Here is a 20,990-nt window from a genome sequence, read left to right as displayed (position 1 = left end):
CGCCAGCGCCGGTAATGCCACCGCCAGGGTCGCGGCCATGGCTCCCGTCGTGATCAAGCCACGACGCGTGGTTCCGTTTTTCTCGTCAGTCATTTTGAACACCCATTGAGTTATTGAAGTCGCACAGGCGGCGCAAGGCTGCTGCCCTGGCCGAAGGCAATCTTTGGGCAAAGGAAAGCCGCTGAATACCAGACATGGGTTTTCGAAATTAACGCTTTGGTATGTAGGTGTGGCGGGAGGAATCTTGGCGGGGTTGGCGCGTCCCTGCGCCCGGACAGCTTAGAAGGTGTATTTGGCCGTCAACATCATGTTGCGCGGCGTGCCATAGCTGTCGCCGCCGTAGCTGACGGAGTTGGCGATGGTGGAGTAGTACTTGCGGTCGAAGATGTTGTTGGCGTTGAGTTGCAGGTCGAGGTTGTCATTGACCCGGTAGCCGGCCATCAGGTCGGTCACGGCGTACGCGCCTTGCTTGAGGCGGTAGTTGCCGCCATCGAGCAGTTCGATGTCGTTGTACATGCGGCTCTGCCAGGAGATGTTGCCGCCCACACGCAGTTTTTCCAGTGGGCCCTGGAAGTTGTAGCGGGTGGTCAGTTTGAACAGGTGTTCCGGGGTGTCGGTGTCGAACTGCTTGTTCACATTCTGCGGGTTCGCCTCGTCCTTGATGGTGTGCGTGCGGGCGTAGGTGTAGCCGCCGCCGACCTGCCAGTTGTCGGTGAGCGCGCCTTGCAGTTCGAAGTCGATACCCTGGCTGCGGATCTCACCGGAGGCCTCATAGCAGGAAGACTGCGGGCAATTCGGCACGAACACTTGCACCGCGCGGTTTTCCTGATCGACGCGGAATACAGCGAGGCTGGCGTTCAGTGCGCCGCCCAGGTATTCGCCCTTGATGCCGACCTCGTAGTTCTTGCCCACGATCGGCTTGACCGGGTTACCGGAGGTGCCCTTGTTGCTCTGCGGGGTGAAGATGTCGCTGTAGCTGGCGTACACCGAATGATGGTCGTCCAGCTCGTAGATCAGGCCGGCATAGCGGGTGACGTTGCGGGTGACTTTGTAATCGCCGTCGCCATCGCGGTTGTCGTAGTCGTACCAGTCCAGACGTCCGCCGAGGATCAGTTTCAGCGGGTCGGCCAGGCTCAGGCGAGTCGTCAGGTACACGCCGTCCTGAGTGGTGACTTCACGCGTGTTATTGGTGTGAACGAAGTCCGGTTTGCCGGCGTTGATCGGCCAGTTGGTGTCGTACGGCGAGTAGTTGTGGGTGGTCAGGTCGTAGATACGTTTGCTGGCGCCGACCACCAGTTCATGGCTACGTCCGAAGGCTTCGAACGGGCCGCTGAAGAAGGCGTCGAGACCTGCCTGGTTTTCATCGGCCTTGGACTGGTAAACCGTGCGGGCCAGGGTGTCGTTGACCCAGCGCGACTGGTACGAGCCGGAGAACAGCGCGTTCTGCTCGGAATAGTTGGCGTTGACCTGCAGCTTCCAGTCGTTGGCCAGTTGCTGACGGATCTCGGCGAAGACCGTGTTGATCTCCTGATCCTTGTTTTCCCAATAGGTGCCGGGGTTGTAGGAGCGCGGCAGGTCGAGGTGATGACCGTCGAGGCCGATCATCGACGAGCCCCAGAAGTAGTTGGTCTTGTCCTTCTGGTTGGAGAAACCGAGGGTCAGGGTGGTGTCATCGCTCAGGTCGGCTTCGGTGACGGCGTAGAAAAGGTTGTGTCGCTCGCCCACGTCATCGATGAAACTGTTGGAATCGCGGTAGGAAGTAACCACCCGGCCACGAAGGGTACCGCTGTCGTTGAGCGGGCTGGAAGCATCGAGCTCGCCGCGATAGTTGTCCCAGGTTCCGGCGGCGCCGGTCAGGGTGACGCGCTGCTCGGCCAATGGCCGTTTGCGCACCAGGTTGATCGCCGCCGAAGGGTTGCCGGCACCGGTGACCAGACCGGTCGCGCCCCGAACGACTTCAACCCGATCGAACATCGCCAGATTCGGCTGGGAGCCGACGTTCACGCCGTCGTAGCCGCTCGGAATGCCGTCGTACATCAGGTTGTCGATGTTGAAACCCCGGGCTTTGTAGGCCTGTCGGCCTGGGCCGTTGGAGTAGTCGAGGAACAGACCCGGCGTGGCGTTGACCACGTCATTGATGCTGGTCATCGCCTGATCGTCCATGCGCTGGCGGGTGATGACGGTGACGGCTTGCGGCGTTTCGCGCAGGGTCAACGGCAGTTTGGTGGCGGTGGCCATGGTGCCGGTGGTGTAGGAGTCGGAGCCTTCGGTGGTGCTGCCCAACTGGGTGGATGTGATGGCGGTCGCGCCGAGTTCGAGGGTGGCGGGCGGGGCAGAGTCTTGCGCCTCGCGGGTTTCATCGGCCAGCGCCGGGGTCATGACGGCCATGCAGATGGCCATGGACAGGAGGTTGCGTGACGGGTTGAAACGACTCTGCGAGGTGGGACGCGACATTGAGGCTTCCTGATTTTAAATAGCAAACAAAGAGCAGTTGAGAATCATTGCCAATAATTGTGTCAGGGTTTTTTACAGCGACAAAGCGATTCGTGAAAAAAATGTGAAATCGCGCAACGGGAGAGGGCGGTAGGCTTGAGTCATTACGGAACCGCTCAAGCACGGACGTTGCAGCGCAGACAGCGGAAAAGCCGTTTGTCAGTTTCCAATGCAAACCAACGGGTTGGCGTCTATTTTTGTGGCCGGGTCAGCCAAATGACAGGAGAAATTCTGAAGTCATTGAAGCGAATTCGAACTGGCCCCGTGACGTTGATTTCAGGATGGATCTTGAATGAGGCGCGGAGCGTCGCTCAGGCGATGCGCAACGGAAACCCGCGCCTTTTAACTCGTTAAGGAGAACGCAGATGGCAATCAGCCGAGTCACCGAAACAACCGATAAAACAGCGCTGGTCCAAGCCGAGGTGTACCGCTGGTACAACCTCTTTTTCCCGTGGTCGCGCGGCGTGGCTTCCCAGTCGGAAGACGCGATAAAGCCTTTGTACGATGCCCTGGCGAACGATTTCCGGGTGGTGCTCACGGACGGTCAGATCATGGACCGGGAGAACTACTGGGAGCGCCTTTGGGGCCTGCACGGCAAGCGTGCCGGAAGCCCCGAATCGCACATCATCAATCTCTCGATCACGCCACTTCCCGGTGACTGCTTCCTGACGGTTTTCGACCTGGTCAAGAACGGGATCACCAAGAAAAAAGTCGACTCGGCGCTGATGCGCCTCGACCCGGATTCGCCATCGGGAATCTCGTGGATTTACGTCCACGAAAGCGAGCACGAGACGTCGTTTGCGTAAATCGTTGAATGACCATTTCGCTCCTCTGGTTGTTTGAACCGGAGGAGCGGCATCGCTCCAACCCTGTAAAAAAAAAACCGCCCGAAACCGTGCATCGGGCGGTTTGTCGGATCAAACAGGGCTGATTCAGATCAGCCGCAGGGTGACGTCGATGTTGCCGCGAGTGGCCTTTGAGTAAGGGCAGGTCTGATGCGCAGCGTCCACCAGCGCCTGAGCGACCGAAGGCTCCAGCCCCGGCAGGCTGACACTCAAGAGCGCCTGAAGAAAGAATGCATCGCCGGCCTTGCCCAGATCGATTTCGGTTTCGACCGCCACATCCGCCGGAAGCCTGATCTTCTGTGCCGCGGCTGCCTTGCCCATGGCGCCGATGAAGCAGGCCGACCAACCGGCTGCCAACAGCTGTTCCGGATTGGTGCCGCTGCCATTTGAACCGGGTGGCGAGAGCTTGATGTCCAGGTTGCCGTCCGAACTGCGCGACGCGCCATCGCGCCCGCCAGTGGTGCGAGTCTTGCCGGTGTACAGCACGGTGTCGATTTGATTGATCATGGAATACCTGCCTGAGTGATGGTTGATGTCGGACAGTGAAGGTTCCGATGGCTCACACTTTTGCATTGGCATGTACCCGGGATGTGTCGTGCAGCGGCGTTTTTGTATCGCTCTGTAGCCTGGCCTGGACATCGGGGACGAGGCAGGCCATTGGTTCCTGTCGTTTATCACGTGGCGATATGCATTGATGGCGTACAGACGTCGCTGTGCATTGCGCAATGGGGCAGGCTTGCGTCTGCCTGCCTCTTTCGCGATCCGGGTGGATAACCGTTCCCCGCGTCTGCGTCGAAGTGCGGGATTTACCCAGTGCGACGCGTGCGGCTGGCATCTTTGGAAGGTGGGCAGCCAAACTGGCGACTGTATTCCCGGCTGAATTGCGACGGGCTTTCGTAGCCCACACGATAACAGGCGCTCGCCACGTCCAGCCCTTCGCCGAGCAACAGACGGCGGGCTTCCTGCAAGCGCAGTTGTTTCTGATATTGCAGCGGGCTCATGGCCGTCACTGCCTTGAAGCGATGATGCAATGTGGAGTTGCCCAAATTGGCGACCCGGGCGAGTTCTTCGATGCGCAAGGGTTGGGTGTAGTGGTTGTTCAACCAATCGATTGCCCGCGTTACCCGGCGCGTTTGCGAGTCGCCGAGGGCAAGCTCATACAGACGACGGCCGTGCATGCCGCGTAGAAGGCGGTAATACAGCTCCCGCAGGGCCAAAGGTGCCAGCATGCCGATGTCTTTCGGGGTGTCCAGCAGTCGGACCAGTCGAAGCATGGTTTCCAGCAGGGGCACATCGACCCTTTCAAGGAAAAGGCCCAATTCCGGCTCGTCCGGTACGCCCGAGGGCGGAGCGTCGGCGATGACCTGCGCAATTTCCGTGGCCTCGAAATCGAACCGGATACACAGGTAGGGCGCTTCCGGACTGGCCTTCAGCACGCGCCCGGCAACCGGGAGCGTCACCGAGACCACCAGGTAACTGAGCGGGTCGTAGAGGTAATGATCGTCACCCAGGCTGATTTCCTTTTGTCCTTGCACGATCAGGCAAAGTGCCGGTTTGTGCACGGTATGGATCAGCTCCGAAGGTGCATCGAAACGAATCACATGCAGGGGAGCTATGGCGGTCTCATAGATCCCGGGTGTGGTAAAGCGTTGAGTCAGCAGGCGAACCAGTTCGTCACGGTAGACGGCTGTGTTTTGAAGGATGAAAGCATCGCTCTGTTCCATTTCAAGGCTCTCACAAGTGTTCATGAGCGTCTGCCTGAAGCTTTTCAGGCAGACGATATTCACCCGACATCATCAAAGTACTCATTGCCGATACAGGATCATTCCGGCGTGATACAGCACGTCGTCATGAAAGTGGCCATCAGCGGTGAAGCCGGTGTCGTCCCAGTACTGGATGTAATCACCGACCAGTTCGTAGCGGCCCTGATAGGCGCTCTTGTTTTTACCACGGGCCTCGTCATAACGACCAGTCGTCAGAAGCTCATGCCGGATGAATCCATCCGCGGTGACCCACATGCCTGCGTAACGATGATCCTGAGTGGTTTGTCTGGCATTTTTCATCAGCTTTTCTCCTCTATTTTCAGACTCAGCCGATACGACCCAAAGCCGTGCGATCAGCGCCGTCTTCGGCAACCCGGAACCCTGGTGTGCGGTCACTGCCGCCTTCACTCACGCGCATGCCGGGAGTTCGGTCAGATCCGTCAGCGGCCAGGTACAGGCCGGTCGAGGAAAGGTTGATCGCGCAGGCCACCATCGCGCCGATCAACAGTGAAAGGGAAAGCCGTTTTGCGTTTTTCATTGTTCAGTCCTCATTGACGTTGTTCATCTGAACGGCCTGCCGTGGCCTGTGTGTGCATCCGTTGCGTGCTTTCAGATTACGTAGCCGGGCGCAGCGGTGTTAGGACGAAACTGCCGCAGAGTTGCCTGATCCTCTCGGGCTGGTCGGGCATGTCCTGCGGCGCGTTTGTGCTGCGGCTCAGCCGGCCGTGACTGTCATCCCGCCGTCGGCCATGACCACCGAACCGACCATGAAGCTGGCCCGATCCGAGGCGATGAACGCGACCACTTCGGCGATTTCTTCCGGTTGGGCGGCACGGCCGATCGGCGCCGCTTCGCCATGTTGGGCGAGAAAGGCAGGGCCGTCGTCGACCACATTGTTGAGGATGTTGGTCACCACATCGCCGACACCGACAGCGTTGACGCGGATGCCGTGGCCAATGACCTCAAGCGCCAGGGTGCGCGTCAATTGGGCCAGCGCGCCTTTGGAAGCGGTGTAGGCGGCAATGGTGGGGAAGGCGAAATAGGAAGCGTAGGACGCGATGTTGACGATCGATCCGGACTTGTTGGGCATCATCGCTTTGACCGCCTCCCGGCTATGCAAAAAGGCCGCCGTGGCGTTGACCGCCTGAATGCGTTCCCAGTCTTCGCGGGTCATGTCGATGACCAGTTTGTTGATGATGATGCCGGCGTTGTTGACGAGAATGTCCAGCCGACCGAATTGCTCGACGGCCAGGGCGACGGCGCGTTCGGCTGCTCCGTCCTGAGTGATGTCTGCCACCAGGGGGATCAGGCCTGGGCGGGCCAGCGCTTCAACCTCAGGGTTTATATCTTCAGCAATGACCTGGGCGCCGCGGGCATGCAGCAGCAGTGCGATGGCCTTGCCGATGCCACTGGCCGCGCCAGTGACCAGCGCAACTTTACCGGCCACTTCGTTTGGGGTGCTGTTCTTGAAGTCGTTCATGATGTTCTCCAGCGATTTGATCGAGTAGCGACAAGCCGTGTTGGCGCCGGCGAGGCGCTGTCATCGGCGACAGGCCCACTGTCTCGCAGCGAAGCGAAGTCGGCTTTCGTGGGATTGCCCGCGCTGTCGGGGTTTTGCGCTGAATGTCAGTGAGGAAGGTTCGGTGCTCGATTCAATCCACGGCAAAAGCCCGATATCATCGAGCCGGTCTGCTGACACGGCGTGCGGGCAAGCATCCAAGACCTGTCGGGCTTGGCACAGCCGAATCTGAAAAGGACGAGTTCATGGCAAATACCGGGCGTACCTCCCAGGAACCGATATCGACATCTTCTCGAGACTTGCGCATCACCGGCGAGTCGATGGGTGAGTTCCTGCCAGGCGAACCGCAGGCGTTACCCTCGCGCCCGGAAATCACCGACGTAGTGATTCAGCTGTTTACCCATCGCAGCGTTACTGAGCCCATTCTCGTGCCTGCAGTGGTGGAACCGCTGCTCGTTCTGGTTCTGGCCGGGGCGGCCAGGGTGGAGGAGCGCGCATTGGGTGGCGAGTGGGAAGCTGCGCAGGTCAGTGCCGGCGATTTTTTCCTTACCAGTTCCGATGAGCCGTATGAAATGCGCTGGCAGACGCACGGAGGCGATACCTTCGAAGTCATGCATCTTTATCTCGGGCTGCCGCTGATCGAGCAAGCGTCTCGAGAGCTGTCGGGTCAGCACGCAGGGTCTGTGCGTTTGCGCGATGTTTCAGGGGCACGGGACGGGCGCGTCGCGTTTGTCATGGAGCAGTTGCGCACCGAGCTGCTCCTGGAACGCTCGCCCAGCGCGCTTTTCGCCCGCTCTCTGGCGCAGGCGCTGGCCGTGCATCTGGTGCGCAGCTATCTCGCTGAAAGCCAGCCCGGGCGTCGGGTCAACGCCTTGCAAGCCTACAAGCTGCGCAAAGTCACGGACGCCATGCGCGCGCAACTGAGCGCTGAATTCAGCCTGGCAACACTGGCCAGCCTTGCCGAGCTGAGCGAGTACCACTTCAGCCGCCTGTTCAAACGTGCGACGGGGCTTTCGCCATCGCAGTACTTCATTCGCATGCGCATGGTTCGTGCGCGGCACCTGCTACTGGAAACCCGCCTTAGCGTCATCGACGTCGGGCTGGAGGTCGGCTACTCGAGCCCCAGTCACTTCTCGCAGGTCTTTCGTCGTGAAGTGGGCGTAACGCCCAGCGAATTCCGTGGGGCCTGAGCGGCGCTTCATTAAAAATTTGCAGGCGATGCACACAGACACGAATAGGCAAAAGTTGCGCAGGTTTCGGCACGCGTCGACGAGGCTCGTGCCCTTAATCTTTTCGACGTACCCCGCAGCACCGACCGCGTCTTCAGCGGTCGGTGCTGAACTTCAATGCAGACAGCAGGAGCTACGGATATGTCGAACATTCAAAACAAAGTCGTCCTGATTACCGGTGCAAGCAGTGGTATTGGCGAAGCAGCGGCCAGGTTGATTGCTGCCAAAGGCGCGCATGTGGTTCTCGGCGCCCGCCGTACCGAGCGTCTGGACAAACTGGTCAGCGAGATCCAGGCCGAAGGGGGCTCCGCAAGTGCCTGCGCACTGGACGTTACGGATCTGCAATCGATGCACGCCTTCGTGGCATTCGCCAAGACGCAACATGGCAAGGTCGATGTGATCATCAACAACGCGGGGGTGATGCCTTTGTCTCCGCTGGCTTCGTTGAAGGTCGATGAATGGAACCAGATGCTTGATGTCAACGTTCGCGGTGTGCTGCACGGTATTGCCGCCGTCTTGCCGGACATGCAGGCGCAGGGCTTTGGGCAGGTCATCAATATCTCGTCCATTGGTGGCCTGGCGGTTTCTCCGACAGCGGCGGTGTACTGCGCGACCAAATTCGCAGTCAGGGCTATCTCGGATGGCTTGCGCCAGGAAACGGACAAGATCCGGGTGACCGTGGTGTGCCCGGGTGTGGTCGAGTCCGAACTGGCCGATACGATTTCCGATGAGGTGGCACGCGAGGAAATGAAAGCCTTCCGTCGTGTGGCACTCAATGCAGACGCCATTGCGCGAGCGCTCGCCTATGCCATCGAGCAGCCTGACGATGTTGATGTGAGTGAGATTGTGGTTCGCCCGACCGCCAGTCCACACTGAGCAGTCTGGAGGCTAGCCAGTCCCGCGCCGTGCGCGGGACCCGCAAGTCGATGTTTTATCAATCTCTCCTCTAGCGCATCTGCAGGATGATCGGACTGCTGCTGGCCGGATCGGTGTGCTCACGTAGCTTGCCCACCGTCTGCGCATCAACGGCACTGCCGTGGTTGCCCCAGGTGCTGCGCATGAAGGTCAGCACTTCGGCGATCTGCTGATCCGACAGCTGCTCACGGAAGGCCGGCATGCGATAGGCATCCGGCACGCCGGCCGCCACCACACGTTGCGCGCCATTGAGGGTGATGTTGATCGCCGAGGCGCTTTCCTTGGCCAGTGCAGAAGTCGCGCCGGCCAGCGGCGGCATCCATTGCGATTGACCCTTGCCGTCCAGACCGTGGCAAGACGCACAGCGTGTCACGTAGGTATGCGCACCGGGCGAGTCCAGACGTTGCGCTGCCGAAACCGCTTGGTACTGCCAGGGTGCGCCATCCCGTTCACGATCGCCGGGAAGCGACTTCAGGTAGTGGGCAATCGCGGTCAGATCATCATCGCTCATGAACTGCGTGGAGTTGTTGAACGCCTCGGTCATCGAGCCGTAGACCACCGCGTGCTGGTTGCGACCGGTCTTGAGGAACTGCACGATCTCTTGCTCGCTCCAGCGGCCCAGCCCGGTGTTGTGATCATCACGCAGGCTCGGTGCGTACCAGCCATCGAGCAGGGCGCCGGCGAGGTATGGCTTGCCGGACTCATCCAGTGCCTTCTCGTTGAACGCCAGGCTGCGCGGCGTGTGGCAACTGCCACAGTGTCCGGCACCCTGCACGAGATAAGCACCGCGGTTCCATCGTTCATCCTGCGACGGTTTGGCTACGTAGGGCTCGGCGTCGACAAACACACCGTTCCACAGTGCAATCGGCCAACGCAGGTTCAGCGGAAACGGAATCGCACTCGGGATGTTCGCCTGTTTGACCGGCGCCACGCCTTTCATGAAGAACGCATACAGCGCACGCACGTCATCGTCACTGAGCTTGGCATAGGACGGGTAGGGCATCGCCGGGTATAACCGGCGACTGTCGGGAGCTACGCCGTGGCGCACGGCACGGTCGAAGTCCGCCAGGCTGTAGTGGCCGATTCCGGTTTCCGTGTCCGGGGTGATATTGGTCGCATGGATCGCGCCCAGCGGTGTGGCCATTTCCAGCCCACCGGCGAACGGCGCGCCATCCGGCACGCTGTGACAGGCCACGCAATCACTCAACCTGGCGACGTATTCGCCCCGAGCGACCAATGCCGGGTCGATGTCGGCCACGGCGATCTGGTGGTTTTCCAGGCGCGAGACGGGCTCGCGGGTGACATACCAGGCCAGCAGGCCTGCCGCGACCAGACACGGCACGGCCAGCCAGCCAGCGGTTCTTGCGAATCGGCTGTTATTCATGAACGCTCCGGCGCTGATCAAGTGAAGGTGTGTCGGCTCAGGGGCAGGCTGCGCACCCGCTGACCGGTTAGCGCTGCCACCGCGTTAGCGACAGCGGGCGCGACCGCAGGCAATGGCGGTTCACCGATGCCACCCATTTTTTCCCCGCTCTCGACCACACGCACGTGAACGCGTGCCATCCGCGCAGGCGGCAGGATCGGATACAAGTCGTAGTTGCGCGCCCGCGGTTTACCATCCACCCACACGGCTTCCTCCACCAGCGTTTGCGACAGTCCCAACGCCACGGCGCCATTGACCTGAGCGTCGACAATCGCCGGATTGACGATGCTGCCCGGGTCAATCGCCTGCCAGATGTCATGCACCTTGACCTGGCCGTTCTCAATGGACACCTCGGCGATCACCGCCGTCTCGGTACCGAACGGCGAAGCCATGGCCACGCCGCGCGCACGTCGGCTGCCATCCTCGGCGGTAAACGGCCCACGCTTCCAGCCGCCCGACAGTTCACCCACGGCTTGCAGCAGTGTGGTCAGCCGTTGGTTGTCACGCAGCAAATGCAGGCGCAGGTCGAACGGGTCCTTGCCGCCCTTGTCGGCCAGTTCATCGAGGAACGATTCATAGAAGAAGTCGTTGAGGGAATTGCCCACCGAACGCCAATAGCCGAGCATCGCCGGACCTTTGACGTAGATCTGTGCGATGCGCTTGTTGGGGATCGCATAGGACTTGCCCGATAAGCCTTCAAGCGCGGTCGGATCGAGCTTTTCACCTTGCTTGCCGGCGAGGGCTTCGGTCGGCCCTTCGGTGGCACTGACCGCTTCGATTGCCAGCGGCCAGCCGTCGTTGTCCAGTGCCGCGCGGAAATTCACGGCGGCAACCGGGCGGAGCACGTCACGCAAGAACTCTTCTTCGCGGCTCCAGATCAGCTTGACCGGACGGCCAACTGCCTTGGACAGCGCAATCGCCTGCGGATACGGACTGGCCGAGTCATAGAGGAAATGCCGGCCGAAGAACCCACCCAGCAGTGGCGAATGCAAGGTGATGCGCGAAAGATCGAGGCCCGTGCGTTTGGCGATGTCGGCACGGAACATGTCCGGCGCCTGATTCGGCAGCCAGACTTCCAGCGAACCGTCCGGATTGAATCGGGCCAATGCCGACGGAGGCTCCAGTTGGCCGTGGTTCAGGTATTGGTTGTGGTAAGTGGCGTCGATCCGGGTCTTGGTCTCCTTGAGAATCGAAGCCACATCGCCCTCATGTTCATCGTCTCTGGCGGGGCTTTTATCTTCAGCGAGGCGCTTGAACCAGGCATCGCTGGAAAAGTCGGCGGGCATCGGCCGCACCTGGCTGTCTGCGGTGGGTTCCTGCCAGTCGACCTGAATCGCTTCTACCGCACGCTTTGCATGCCACCAGCGCTCGGCAACCACCGCCACAGCGCCCGGCAGACGATGCACGGAATGTACGCCTTTCATCGCCTTGACCTGGTCTTCGTTGCGCAGGTTGCCCACGGTCATCCCCAGGCGCGGGGCATGTTGAACGGCGGCATGCAGCATGTCGTCAACCTTCAGATCGATGCTGTACAGCGCCTTGCCCGTGGACTTGTCGTAGGCATCGAGGCGCTTCACCGGTTTGCCGATCCAGCGGAACTGGCTCGGATCACGCAGCTTCACAGAGGCTGGATCAGGAACCGGCAGATCCATCGCGCGCTCGGCCAGTTCACCGTAGGCCAGCGAGCGGCCCGACTTGGCGTGCACGACTTTGCCAGGCTCGGTGGTCAATTCACTTACCGGCACGCCGAGTTGCTGCGCGCCCGCCTGCAACAACATGGCGCGGGCGAGGGCGCCGAGGCGGCGCATCACCGGATAGCTCATGCGCACCGACATACTGCCGCCGGTGATGCGCATGCCGTTTTCCATCACTACGTAGGCTTCTCCGGGCGGCGCTGCTTCGACCAGGAAGGTTGCCGGGTCGGCATCCAGTTCTTCACCGACGATCTGCGCCATCGCAGTGAACGTCCCTTGTCCGCCTTCCATGAACGGGCAGAGCAGGCGCACCCGATTGTCCGGGCGGATCTCGAGAAACGCCGGGACCTGTGTGCCGCGCTCGGCAGTCGCTGCCGCTGCCGCTTGTACCCGTGTCACACCGAGTGGCAGACCGAAGCCGAGCACCAGTGCGCCGACGGCGGTACCGGTCAGGAAACGTCTGCGCGACACATTGATCGGTTCCTGCAGATCCAGGACTGAAGCGTGTTGTGAAGGATCGATACGAACGTCCATCACGCGTCCCCCTTGCCGGCAAGTTCATGCACGGCGGCATGAATGGCGTTGTAAGTACCGCAGCGGCACAGATTGACCATCGCCGCCTCGATCTGCGCATCACTCGGTTTGGGGTTCTGCTTGAGCAGCGCGGTGGCGGCCATTACCTGCCCGGACTGGCAGTAGCCGCACTGGGCGACCTGCAGATCGACCCAGGCCGAGACCACTCGTTTGCCCACGTCATCGCTTTCGATGGCTTCAATGGTGGTGACCTCGCGGCCAACCACACCGGCCACTGGCGTGACGCACGAGCGCACGACGTTGCCGTCCACCAGCACCGAGCAGGCGCCGCATTGCGCCAGCCCGCAGCCGTACTTGGTGCCGGTCATGCCCAGATCATCGCGGATCACCCACAGCAAGGGTGTATCGGCGTCGGCATCGACCTGATAGGTCTTCTGGTTGATTCGTAGTTCCATGATTCACCCGCTGATCATCGGTTGACGTGCATTGTTATGAGCGGTGACACGCGGCGGGGCGCATCATCGGTGACGCTGGTTGTTCGTTCAATTCGCGACTGTGCCGAGGGCTTCTGCCTCGAATGGCTGCCCACGCAAAAGGGCCATGTCACGACTCGGTGCGGTGCCGAACAGCCGGCCATATTCGCGGCTGAACTGCGAAGGACTTTCATAGCCGACCGCAAACGCCGCCCGCGACACGTCCAGGCGCTCGACCAGCATCAGCCGCCGGGCTTCGTTGAGCCGCAGCCATTTCTGGTACTGCAGCGGACTCATGCCGGTGAGCTGGCGGAAATGATGGTGAAAGGTCGGCGCGCTCATCTGCACCCGCGCGGCCAAATCATCGATGCGCAGGGCATCGGTGTAGTTGACCTTGAGCCAGTCGATCGCCTTGGCGATGCGATAACCCTGACCGTCGACGGCAGTGATCTGCCGCAGCCGCGGGCCTTGGTCGGTGTGGAGCAGTCGATAGTGGATTTCTCGCAGAATCAGCGGCGCCAGGACCGGGATCGCCTCGGGTTCATCGAGCAATGCCAGCAGTCGATCGAGCGCGTCCTCCAAAGCTGACGACAGGCTGCCAATCGCAGCGCCCGTACCCATTGATGGCTGGCGTTTCGCGGGCAAGCCGCTCTTGGTAATGACCTCGGCGAGCATGCTGACATCCAGCTTCAACACGAGGCCCACACAGGGCTGTCCGGGACTGGCGAGCATCACTTCGGAGTTGGCGGGCAGATCCAGCGACGTGACCAGAAACCGCGACGGGTCATAGCTGTAACCCTCACCGCCCACCCACAGGCGCTTTTCGCCGCGGCCCACGAGAATCAGGCTGGGCTCGATCATGCACACAACGGGAGGCGCCGGCTGGTCGCGACGAAACAGCGACAGCCCGGGTATCGACGTGGCGAAGTCACCCGGTGCGTTCACACGCGGGTCGATGTGCCGTGCCAAAGGTGATTCCTGGGGCAGAGGGGTCGGGATCATGTGGGCTCGCTCCTTTGACCGAACTCTAATGCGCGCGCGCGACGTTTCCTATCCATGACCCTGCATCGCCAGAGGATCAGGCAAGCATTCAAGAGGAATGCGCTAGGGAAGCACCGGACTGACCGGGAGAATGTGTCTATCTGTTACAGGGGCACTGCCCGGATAGGCGACAAACTGTTTGCCCCTGCGCATCACCCCCCCCCCACACGTTTTTCGCACCACAGGTAGTTCCCATGACGTTTCCTTCTACAGATCCTTCTAAAAGAACAGGCGGCTGGAGCGCCGTGCTGGCGATGTCGTTAGCGGCATTCGCTCTGGTCGCTTCAGAGTTCATGCCTGTCAGCCTGCTGACGCCGATTGCGGCGGACCTGCACATCACCGAAGGCCAGGCCGGGCAGGGGATTTCCGTGTCCGGTGCCTTTGCCTTGATCACCAGTTTGTTGATCGCCTCGGTCGCCGCTCGCATCGAACGCAAGCAGCTTCTGCTGGGCCTGACCCTGCTGATGATCGTCTCCGGAACGGTCGTCGCGTTCGCCCCAGGCTACCCGTTATTCATGTTTGGGCGTGCTCTGATCGGGATTGCGATCGGTGGTTTCTGGTCGTTGTCGGCGGCGACTGCCATGCGCCTGGTGAAGCCTGAACAGGTTTCCCGTGCGCTGGCCATCGTCAATGGCGGTAACGCATTGGCCACGGTCATCGCCGCTCCGGCGGGCAGCTTTCTCGGCTCGTTGATCGGCTGGCGCGGTGCATTCTTCTGTGTGGTTCCGGTCGCGGTGCTTGCCGCCGTGTGGCTGCTGATCAGCCTGCCGTCCTTCAAGGCCGAACGCCAGGCAGGTAGCGGCAACGTTCTGCGTCTGATGAAGCAATTGCCAGTGGCCTTGGGCATGGTCGCCGTGAGTGTCTTTTTCATGGGGCAGTTCATGCTGTTCACCTATCTACGGCCCTTTCTTGAAGGCGTGACTGGCGTCAGTGTCTCAACCTTGTCCTTCATGCTGCTGGGGCTGGGACTGGCCGGGTTTATCGGCACCTTTCTGATCGAACGGTTTATGGGCCGTGGTCTCTACCGCACGCTGACTGCCATTCCACTGATCATGGCGGTGATCGCGCTGGCGTTGGTCAGCTTCGGCAAATCGCCGGTGCTGACCGCCGTGTTGCTCGGAATCTGGGGGCTGGTCGCCACGGCCGCGCCGGTTGGCTGGTGGACGTGGCTGGCGCAGACGCTCCCGGATGATGCGGAAGCCGGAGGCGGCTTGCTGGTAGCCATCGTTCAACTGGCAATCGCCGGCGGCGCAATCATTGGCGGTCTGGCCTTTGATTTGAGCGGCTACAAAGCCACCTTCGAGCTTAGCGCCGCTGTCCTGGTCGCCGCGTCTGTGTTGGCCTGGCTGGCCGGACGCAATGCCACGGAAGTTCATCTTGTCGAGCCGAACGCGACAGCCTGACGAGATCACCTGCAACCGGTTTCGCCTTATGGCTCAAGCATCAAACTGCGCCAAACGATAACGGGCGGTTCAACCCGCGCAACATCCGGTTGCGGCGCTTGCTGTTCTTGCACCTCTGGCGAAATCACTTCGGATGATGAGCGCTCAAGCAGTAAAAGCTGTGCAGTTTCTATGGTCGACTCATGAGTAGGCGGCGTGGTCATTTGAGCGCAACAACGACCTTGCCCTTGGCGCGTCCCTGCTCAACGTACTTCAATGCTTCAGCCGTTGATTCAAAGGGGAAGGAACGATCAACCACTGGTTTGATGATCCCGTCCTCCACGAGCGCGGTGATGTGTTGCAGTTGAGCGCCATTGGCCCGCATGAACACGAACGCGTAGCTGACATCCTGCTTGCGCGCTTTGCGACGAATGCCAAGGCTCAGCAGGCGCATGACTTGCTGCAATGGCCAGGACAACCCTTGCTCCCGCGCGAACTGCACAGTGGGTGGGCCCGAGATGGAAATGAGTTGACCACCGGGTTTCAGGACCGCGAGTGATTTCTCCAGCACGTCGGCGCCAAGGCTGTTCAGCACCACGTCGTAGTCACGCAGCACATTTTCGAAGTTCTGTTGTTTATAGTCGATGACTAGATCGGCCCCCAGCGCTTTGACCCATTCGACATTGGCGGTGCTGGTAGTCGTGGCGACAAACGCACCGAGGTGTTTGGCAAGCTGAATCGCAATTGTGCCGACGCCGCCGGAACCCGCGTGAATTAGCACTTTCTGGCCCTTTTGCAGCCGGGCGGTTTCAACCAGTACTTGCCAGGCGGTCAGTGCAACCAAGGGCAGGGATGCGGCTTGTGCCATGTCGGTATTGGCGGGTTTCAGGGCGACCGCGTTTTCGTTCACGGCGATCAATTGGGCGAACGTCCCGATCCGCGCTTCGGGCGGGCGAGCGTATACCTCGTCTCCCGGTTTGAAGCGTGTCACCTGCGGGCCGACTTCAACCACAACCCCCGCCAGGTCATTGCCCAGGATCAACGGAAAGGCGTAGGGCAGGATCAGTTTGAACTCGCCTTTGCTGATCTTCGAATCCAGCACGTTGACGCTGCTCGCATGGACCTCGATCAAGACGTCGTGGGCACCGACTGCAGGGGCGGGCGCTTCGCCAATGCGTCCGGGATTCTTGCCATAGCCATCAATCAGAAATGCTTTCATCGTGGTGCGGCTCTTGCTGGTTGTACGGAGGGTAGTCGGTGGGTTGCGGTGTTGCTGCGTGACGTGGTCAAGCATCGAGAAACGCCTGCGCCTTGGCCACAAAGTCGGCGTGATGCTGGAAAATCCCACCGTGCCCGGCATCCTCAAAAATCACCAACTGTGCGTTGGGGATAAGCCTGGCCAGTTCAAACGAGTTAACGCTGGGCACCATGATGTCGTTGTCGCCGTTGACGACCAGCGTCGGCGTGCGCAAGCGTCCAAGCGCTTGTTGCGGTTGTCTGCCCCACGCGGTGATGGCTTTCAATTGCCGCAGGAAAGCGCGGGGCGTCGGGCCCTTGTCGCGATTTTTCTTGCGTGCCTTGAGGCGTCTTAAATACTGCGAGGCAGACCGTCGCCCATTGGCCGACGAGGTGAAGAAAAGGTAGAACTTGGGATCGCGCAGGGTCAGCAAACCTTTGAGGATCAATGGCCATGAAACTGTGCCGACCTTGTCTATGCCGGTGCCGCCCGCCGGTCCAGTACCGGTCAGAATCAACCGGCGTACCAAGTCAGGCGCCTTGAGGGCAATGTCCTGAGCGACGAAACCTCCGAGGGAGAAACCGAGCACATCCACGGTTTTCAGCCCCAGCGCCCTGATCAGCTGGATGGCATCGTCGGCCATTTCGCCCACCGTCAGTGGCGCGGTTCCACCCGAGTTGCCGATGCCGCGATAGTCGGTGGTGATGACGCGTCTGGTTTGCGCCAGGCCATCGATGATCGCGGGGTCGAAGTTGTCCAGTACCGCGCCCCAATGGTTGAACAGTACCAGGGGCATGCCGGTTGCGGGCCCAGTGTCGCGATAGGCGAAGGGAATGCCGTTGACCGTGATCGACTGGTTCGCCGCGTCGATGAATGACGTCGGCGAACCCGAGCGGGAATTTGTCTGTATTGAACTCATTGTCACTCCGGCCAGCGGGCAGGATTCGATGCAATGCCCTGTGCCTGCATCGAATCTGCCGCGAATGCTCGCTAGCAAAAAATCACTGTGGCGTCTGGTAGCGTTGGGCAACCGCAGACTGGCGGATTTGTCCCAGCAGGCCCTGACGTGCGCCCTGCAGGTCATCCCAGCGCTCGGCTTCGTGCAGCGGCGGGATGGTCACAGGTTCGCGACGATCGAAACCAACCAGTGCGGCATCCACCAGATCACCCACTTCCATGATTTCGCTCAGGGTGTTGATGTCGACGCCGGAGCGATCCCAGATTTCCGTGCGAGTGGCGGCGGGCAACACGGCCTGCACGTAGACGCCCTGAGGCGAGAGTTCCAGGCTCAGGCCCTGGGACAGGAACAGCACGAAGGCCTTGGTCGCACCGTAGACGCTCATGCCGAACTCCGGCGCCAGGCCCACCACCGAACCGATGTTGATGATTGCGCCGTCGCCGGCCTTGGCCAGGCGTGGGGCGATGGCGCTGGCGAGCCGCACCAGCGCCGTGGTGTTCAGGGCGACCAGTTGCGCAACGCTGTCGGTGCTTTGATCGACGAAGTGGCCGGACAGCGCGGCGCCGGCGTTATTGACGAGAATGCCGATGCGGGCGTCGTCGCGCAGGCGGCTTTCAACGGTGGTCAGATCGCTGAGTTGGGTCAGGTCTGCCGGGATGACATCGACGGCGACGTCGTGCTCGCTGCGCAAGCGCGCTGCCAGTGTGTCCAGGCGAGCCTGATCGCGGGCGACCAGTACCAGATCGTGGCCACGTTTGGCGAAGCGTTCGGCATAGACGGCGCCGATACCGGTGGAGGCGCCGGTGATGAGAACAGTAGGGCGAGTGCTCATGGGGTATCTCTTTTTCAGGAGGTGAGAAACGGAACGCGCTCAGCTTGCGCTGACGCTCGATTCAGCGAGAGCCGGGTAGTCGATGTAGCCCGCCGCGCCGCCGCCGTAGAGGGTGGCGGGATTGAAAGCGGACAGCGGCGCGCCCTGCTTGAGGCGCTCCACCAGATCCGGGTTGCCGATGAACGGGCGACCGAAGGCGATCAGGTCGGCCTGGTCTTCGGCGAGCCGCGCGTTCGCCAGGTCCAGGTCATAGCCGTTGTTGGCGATATAGGTGTTTTTGAAGCGTTGGCGCAGGGCCCCGAAATCGAAAGGGGCCACGTCGCGCGGGCCGCCGGTCGCGCCTTCGACCATGTGCAGATAAACCACACCGAGGGCGTCGAGTTGCTCGACGACGTAATTGAATTGCGCCTGCGGATCGCTGCTGGATACGCCGTTGGCCGGCGACACGGGAGACAGGCGCACGCCAGTGCGATCCGCGCCGATCTCATTGACGACGGCCGCCGTCACTTCGAGCAACAGACGCGCACGATTTTCAATCGAGCCGCCGTAAGCGTCGGTGCGCAGATTGGCGTTGTCCTTGAGGAATTGATCCAGCAAGTAGCCGTTTGCACCGTGAATCTCCACGCCATCGAACCCGGCGGCGATCGCGTTGGCCGCAGCCTGGCGGAAATCGGAGACGATCCCCGGCAGTTCGCTGGTTTCCAGGGCGCGGGGTTCGGAGACGTCTTCAAAGCGGTTGTTGACGAACACTTTGGTCGCGGCACGCAGCGCAGAAGGGGCCACCGGTGCGGCGCCGTTTTCTTGCAGGTCAACGTGTGAGACGCGGCCGACATGCCACAACTGCAGGAAGATTTTTCCGCCCTTAGCGTGGACGGCATCGGTGACTGCGCGCCAACCATCGATTTGCGCCTGGGTGTAGATCCCGGGTGTGTCCTGATAACCCTGGCCCTGTCGGGAAATCTGCGTCGCTTCGCTGATCAGCAAACCGGCGCTGGCGCGCTGGGTGTAATAGACGGCCGCGAATTCGCTGGGGACAAAGCCCTGGCCTGCGCGGTTGCGTGTCAGCGGCGCGAGAACTACGCGGTTCGACAGCGTGAGACTGCCCAGGGTGTAAGGGGTGAACAGAGTCTGCTTGGTCATCTGATGAATCTTCCGTGCCCGTGAATGGAGATCGGTGGGTGTGAAATTAGGATGATGATCGAAATCTAAACTGTCAACAGTTTTGATTATGGCCAACATCTATGTATCATCGGACGCAGGAAATCCCGCTGAACACGAGGTATTGCACGTGAGAGTGACCAAGGCCCAGGCGCAGGCCAATCGAGAACACATCGTCGAGACGGCCTCAGAGCTGTTCCGTGAGCGTGGCTTTGACGGCGTCGGTGTGGCGGATCTCATGGCGGCTGCCGGTTTCACCCATGGGGGCTTCTACAAGCATTTCGGGTCGAAGGCCGACCTGATGGCCGAAGCTTCGGCCTGCAGTCTCGGCAAATCGTTGACCGGCGCCCAGGCGCTCGATGTTCCCGGTTTCATCAACGTCTATGTGAACAGAGAACATCGCGACGGACGCGGCAGCGGTTGCACGATGGCCGCACTGTGTGGCGACGCGGCGCGTCAGTCGGACGATGTGAAAGCCACGTTTGCCGAAGGCATTGAACGCACCCTGCAAACTCTGGGGGAAAAATATCCGACAGGGCCGGATGCTGGGGAGGGCGAGGGGAGAAAGAAAATGATCGACCTGCTGTCGCGTGCGCTCGGCGCAATCATCCTGTCACGCGCCTGCCCGGATGATTCCGCCCTGGCGGATGAAATCCTTGAGGTATGCCGCGCTGAAATGTTTGCTTCATTGCCGGTGTTGCCGGTCGATGAAGTAGAAACCTTGTAGAAGGACTGATCCGCCCTGTTCGATGACTTGAACGTCAGCCCGTTTTAGACAGCCGTTTTTCGTGAATATGTACTCTATTGGTCACGATTTGTAAGACCTCGACAGGGTGAGTAAGCTACGCCCATGAATCAGCCATCCATATCTTCGCCCGGCCCACGTGGCCCAGTCGATCACGACATTCGTGATCAGATCGTCGCGGCAGCCAATGAACACTTCAGCCAATACGGCTATGGCAAAACCACGGTTTCCGATCTGGCCAGGGCCATCGGTTTTTCCAAGGCGTACATCTATAAATTCTTTGATTCCAAGCAGGCGATCGGCGAAGCGATCTGCTCAAATTGTCTGGGGCAAATGGTTGCAGCGGTCGAACAGGCTGTTAACGCAGAGGCGATTTCGCCGACCGAGCGTTTACGCCGGCTGGTGAAGACCGTGATTGCCACGGGTGTGGACCTGTTCTTCAATGATCGCAAGCTTTACGACATCGCGGCATTCTCGGCAGCGGAGCGTTGGCCAAGTGCTCAGGTGTATGAGGAGCAGATCAAGCGCTTTATTTTCGACATCGTGCGTGAAGGGCGAGAGCTCGGAGAGTTCGAGCGCAAGACTCCGCTGGACGAGACCGTCGAGGCGATTCATCTGGCTCTGCGTCCCTTCGTCAACCCGTTGCTGCTGCAGCACAATCTCGATTTTATCGAGGTAGCGCCCACGCTGACCTCGAACCTCATTTTGCGCAGCCTGATGCCCTGACCTGAAAGCGATCTGGTGGTGCT

The 20,990-nt window shown here is 60.6% G+C and carries 20 protein-coding genes; 6 read left to right on the top strand and 14 right to left on the bottom strand.

From position 1 onward, the window contains the following. Window positions 1–279 precede the first annotated feature (279 nt). A complete protein-coding gene (locus tag CAF90_RS04860; protein WP_085604277.1) occupies window positions 280–2,454 on the bottom strand; it encodes a TonB-dependent siderophore receptor in 2,175 nt (724 codons plus the stop codon). Between the two features lie 404 nt (window positions 2,455–2,858). Between CAF90_RS04860 and CAF90_RS04855 the strand changes: the two genes are divergently transcribed. Next, on the top strand, window positions 2,859–3,299 hold the full coding sequence (locus CAF90_RS04855; protein WP_085604274.1) for a hypothetical protein: 441 nt from the start codon (window positions 2,859–2,861) through the stop codon (window positions 3,297–3,299). A 126-nt stretch (window positions 3,300–3,425) separates the two neighbouring features. Here the strand turns inward: CAF90_RS04855 and CAF90_RS04850 are convergent, their stop codons facing one another. The 5 genes from CAF90_RS04850 to CAF90_RS04830 form a co-directional block, all read right to left on the bottom strand. Further along, window positions 3,426–3,845, bottom strand: a complete 420-nt coding sequence (locus tag CAF90_RS04850) for an organic hydroperoxide resistance protein (protein WP_085604271.1) — start codon at window positions 3,843–3,845, stop codon at window positions 3,426–3,428. Window positions 3,846–4,144: 299 nt separating this feature from the next. After that, a complete protein-coding gene (locus CAF90_RS04845) occupies window positions 4,145–5,062 on the bottom strand; it encodes an AraC family transcriptional regulator (protein WP_085604268.1) in 918 nt (305 codons plus the stop codon). Between the two features lie 81 nt (window positions 5,063–5,143). Beyond that, entirely contained in the window at window positions 5,144–5,401 is a 258-nt protein-coding gene (locus CAF90_RS04840) for an Atu4866 domain-containing protein (RefSeq protein ID WP_085604265.1), read from the bottom strand. A 25-nt stretch (window positions 5,402–5,426) separates the two neighbouring features. Next, window positions 5,427–5,639, bottom strand: a complete 213-nt coding sequence (locus tag CAF90_RS04835) for a hypothetical protein (protein WP_007955178.1) — start codon at window positions 5,637–5,639, stop codon at window positions 5,427–5,429. 177 nt (window positions 5,640–5,816) lie between these two features. After that, window positions 5,817–6,581, bottom strand: coding sequence for an SDR family NAD(P)-dependent oxidoreductase (locus tag CAF90_RS04830; protein WP_007955177.1), 765 nt, complete (start codon window positions 6,579–6,581; stop codon window positions 5,817–5,819). A gap of 284 nt (window positions 6,582–6,865) precedes the next feature. Here CAF90_RS04830 and CAF90_RS04825 point away from each other — a divergent pair, with 284 nt between their 5' ends. Further along, a complete protein-coding gene (locus CAF90_RS04825) occupies window positions 6,866–7,810 on the top strand; it encodes an AraC family transcriptional regulator (protein ID WP_085604262.1) in 945 nt (314 codons plus the stop codon). Between the two features lie 180 nt (window positions 7,811–7,990). Then, window positions 7,991–8,725, top strand: coding sequence for an SDR family oxidoreductase (locus CAF90_RS04820; protein WP_085604259.1), 735 nt, complete (start codon window positions 7,991–7,993; stop codon window positions 8,723–8,725). A 70-nt stretch (window positions 8,726–8,795) separates the two neighbouring features. Here the strand turns inward: CAF90_RS04820 and CAF90_RS04815 are convergent, their stop codons facing one another. The 4 genes from CAF90_RS04815 to CAF90_RS04800 form a co-directional block, all read right to left on the bottom strand. Then, a complete protein-coding gene (locus CAF90_RS04815) occupies window positions 8,796–10,148 on the bottom strand; it encodes a cytochrome c (RefSeq protein WP_085604254.1) in 1,353 nt (450 codons plus the stop codon). A 17-nt stretch (window positions 10,149–10,165) separates the two neighbouring features. Continuing rightward, window positions 10,166–12,415, bottom strand: coding sequence for a molybdopterin cofactor-binding domain-containing protein (locus CAF90_RS04810; RefSeq protein ID WP_085604251.1), 2,250 nt, complete (start codon window positions 12,413–12,415; stop codon window positions 10,166–10,168). Beyond that, window positions 12,415–12,870: a (2Fe-2S)-binding protein gene (locus CAF90_RS04805; protein WP_085604247.1), complete on the bottom strand. Its 456-nt coding sequence runs from the start codon at window positions 12,868–12,870 to the stop codon at window positions 12,415–12,417. Before CAF90_RS04805 ends, CAF90_RS04810 begins: the two co-directional genes overlap by 1 nt. Before the next feature lie 87 nt (window positions 12,871–12,957). Further along, window positions 12,958–13,890 (bottom strand): AraC family transcriptional regulator, encoded by a 933-nt coding sequence (locus CAF90_RS04800; RefSeq protein ID WP_085604244.1) that lies wholly within the window; start codon window positions 13,888–13,890, stop codon window positions 12,958–12,960. Window positions 13,891–14,123: 233 nt separating this feature from the next. Here CAF90_RS04800 and CAF90_RS04795 point away from each other — a divergent pair, with 233 nt between their 5' ends. Further along, complete coding sequence (locus CAF90_RS04795) at window positions 14,124–15,332, top strand: MFS transporter (RefSeq protein ID WP_085604241.1); 1,209 nt, start codon at window positions 14,124–14,126, stop codon at window positions 15,330–15,332. A 199-nt stretch (window positions 15,333–15,531) separates the two neighbouring features. Here the strand turns inward: CAF90_RS04795 and CAF90_RS04790 are convergent, their stop codons facing one another. The 4 genes from CAF90_RS04790 to CAF90_RS04775 all read right to left on the bottom strand — a co-directional run bounded on the left by CAF90_RS04790 (window position 15,532) and on the right by CAF90_RS04775 (window position 19,478). After that, window positions 15,532–16,530: an NADP-dependent oxidoreductase gene (locus CAF90_RS04790; protein WP_085604238.1), complete on the bottom strand. Its 999-nt coding sequence runs from the start codon at window positions 16,528–16,530 to the stop codon at window positions 15,532–15,534. Between the two features lie 67 nt (window positions 16,531–16,597). Further along, entirely contained in the window at window positions 16,598–17,467 is an 870-nt protein-coding gene (locus tag CAF90_RS04785) for an alpha/beta fold hydrolase (RefSeq protein WP_085604235.1), read from the bottom strand. A gap of 82 nt (window positions 17,468–17,549) precedes the next feature. Next, a complete protein-coding gene (locus CAF90_RS04780; RefSeq protein WP_085604232.1) occupies window positions 17,550–18,338 on the bottom strand; it encodes an SDR family oxidoreductase in 789 nt (262 codons plus the stop codon). Window positions 18,339–18,377: 39 nt separating this feature from the next. Next, entirely contained in the window at window positions 18,378–19,478 is a 1,101-nt protein-coding gene (locus tag CAF90_RS04775; protein WP_085604229.1) for an alkene reductase, read from the bottom strand. A 148-nt stretch (window positions 19,479–19,626) separates the two neighbouring features. Between CAF90_RS04775 and CAF90_RS04770 the strand changes: the two genes are divergently transcribed. Then, window positions 19,627–20,223, top strand: a complete 597-nt coding sequence (locus CAF90_RS04770) for a TetR/AcrR family transcriptional regulator (RefSeq protein ID WP_007955146.1) — start codon at window positions 19,627–19,629, stop codon at window positions 20,221–20,223. A gap of 123 nt (window positions 20,224–20,346) precedes the next feature. Beyond that, entirely contained in the window at window positions 20,347–20,967 is a 621-nt protein-coding gene (locus CAF90_RS04765) for a TetR/AcrR family transcriptional regulator (RefSeq protein WP_039772195.1), read from the top strand. Window positions 20,968–20,990 lie beyond the last annotated feature (23 nt).

Origin of the sequence: Pseudomonas sp. B37(2017) (assembly GCF_002112885.1) — a bacterium.
Classification (GTDB): Bacteria; Pseudomonadota; Gammaproteobacteria; order Pseudomonadales; family Pseudomonadaceae; genus Aquipseudomonas; species Aquipseudomonas paraglycinae.
Note: the sequence above shows the minus strand (reverse complement) of the source record. Positions and strands in the feature narration are given on the sequence as shown.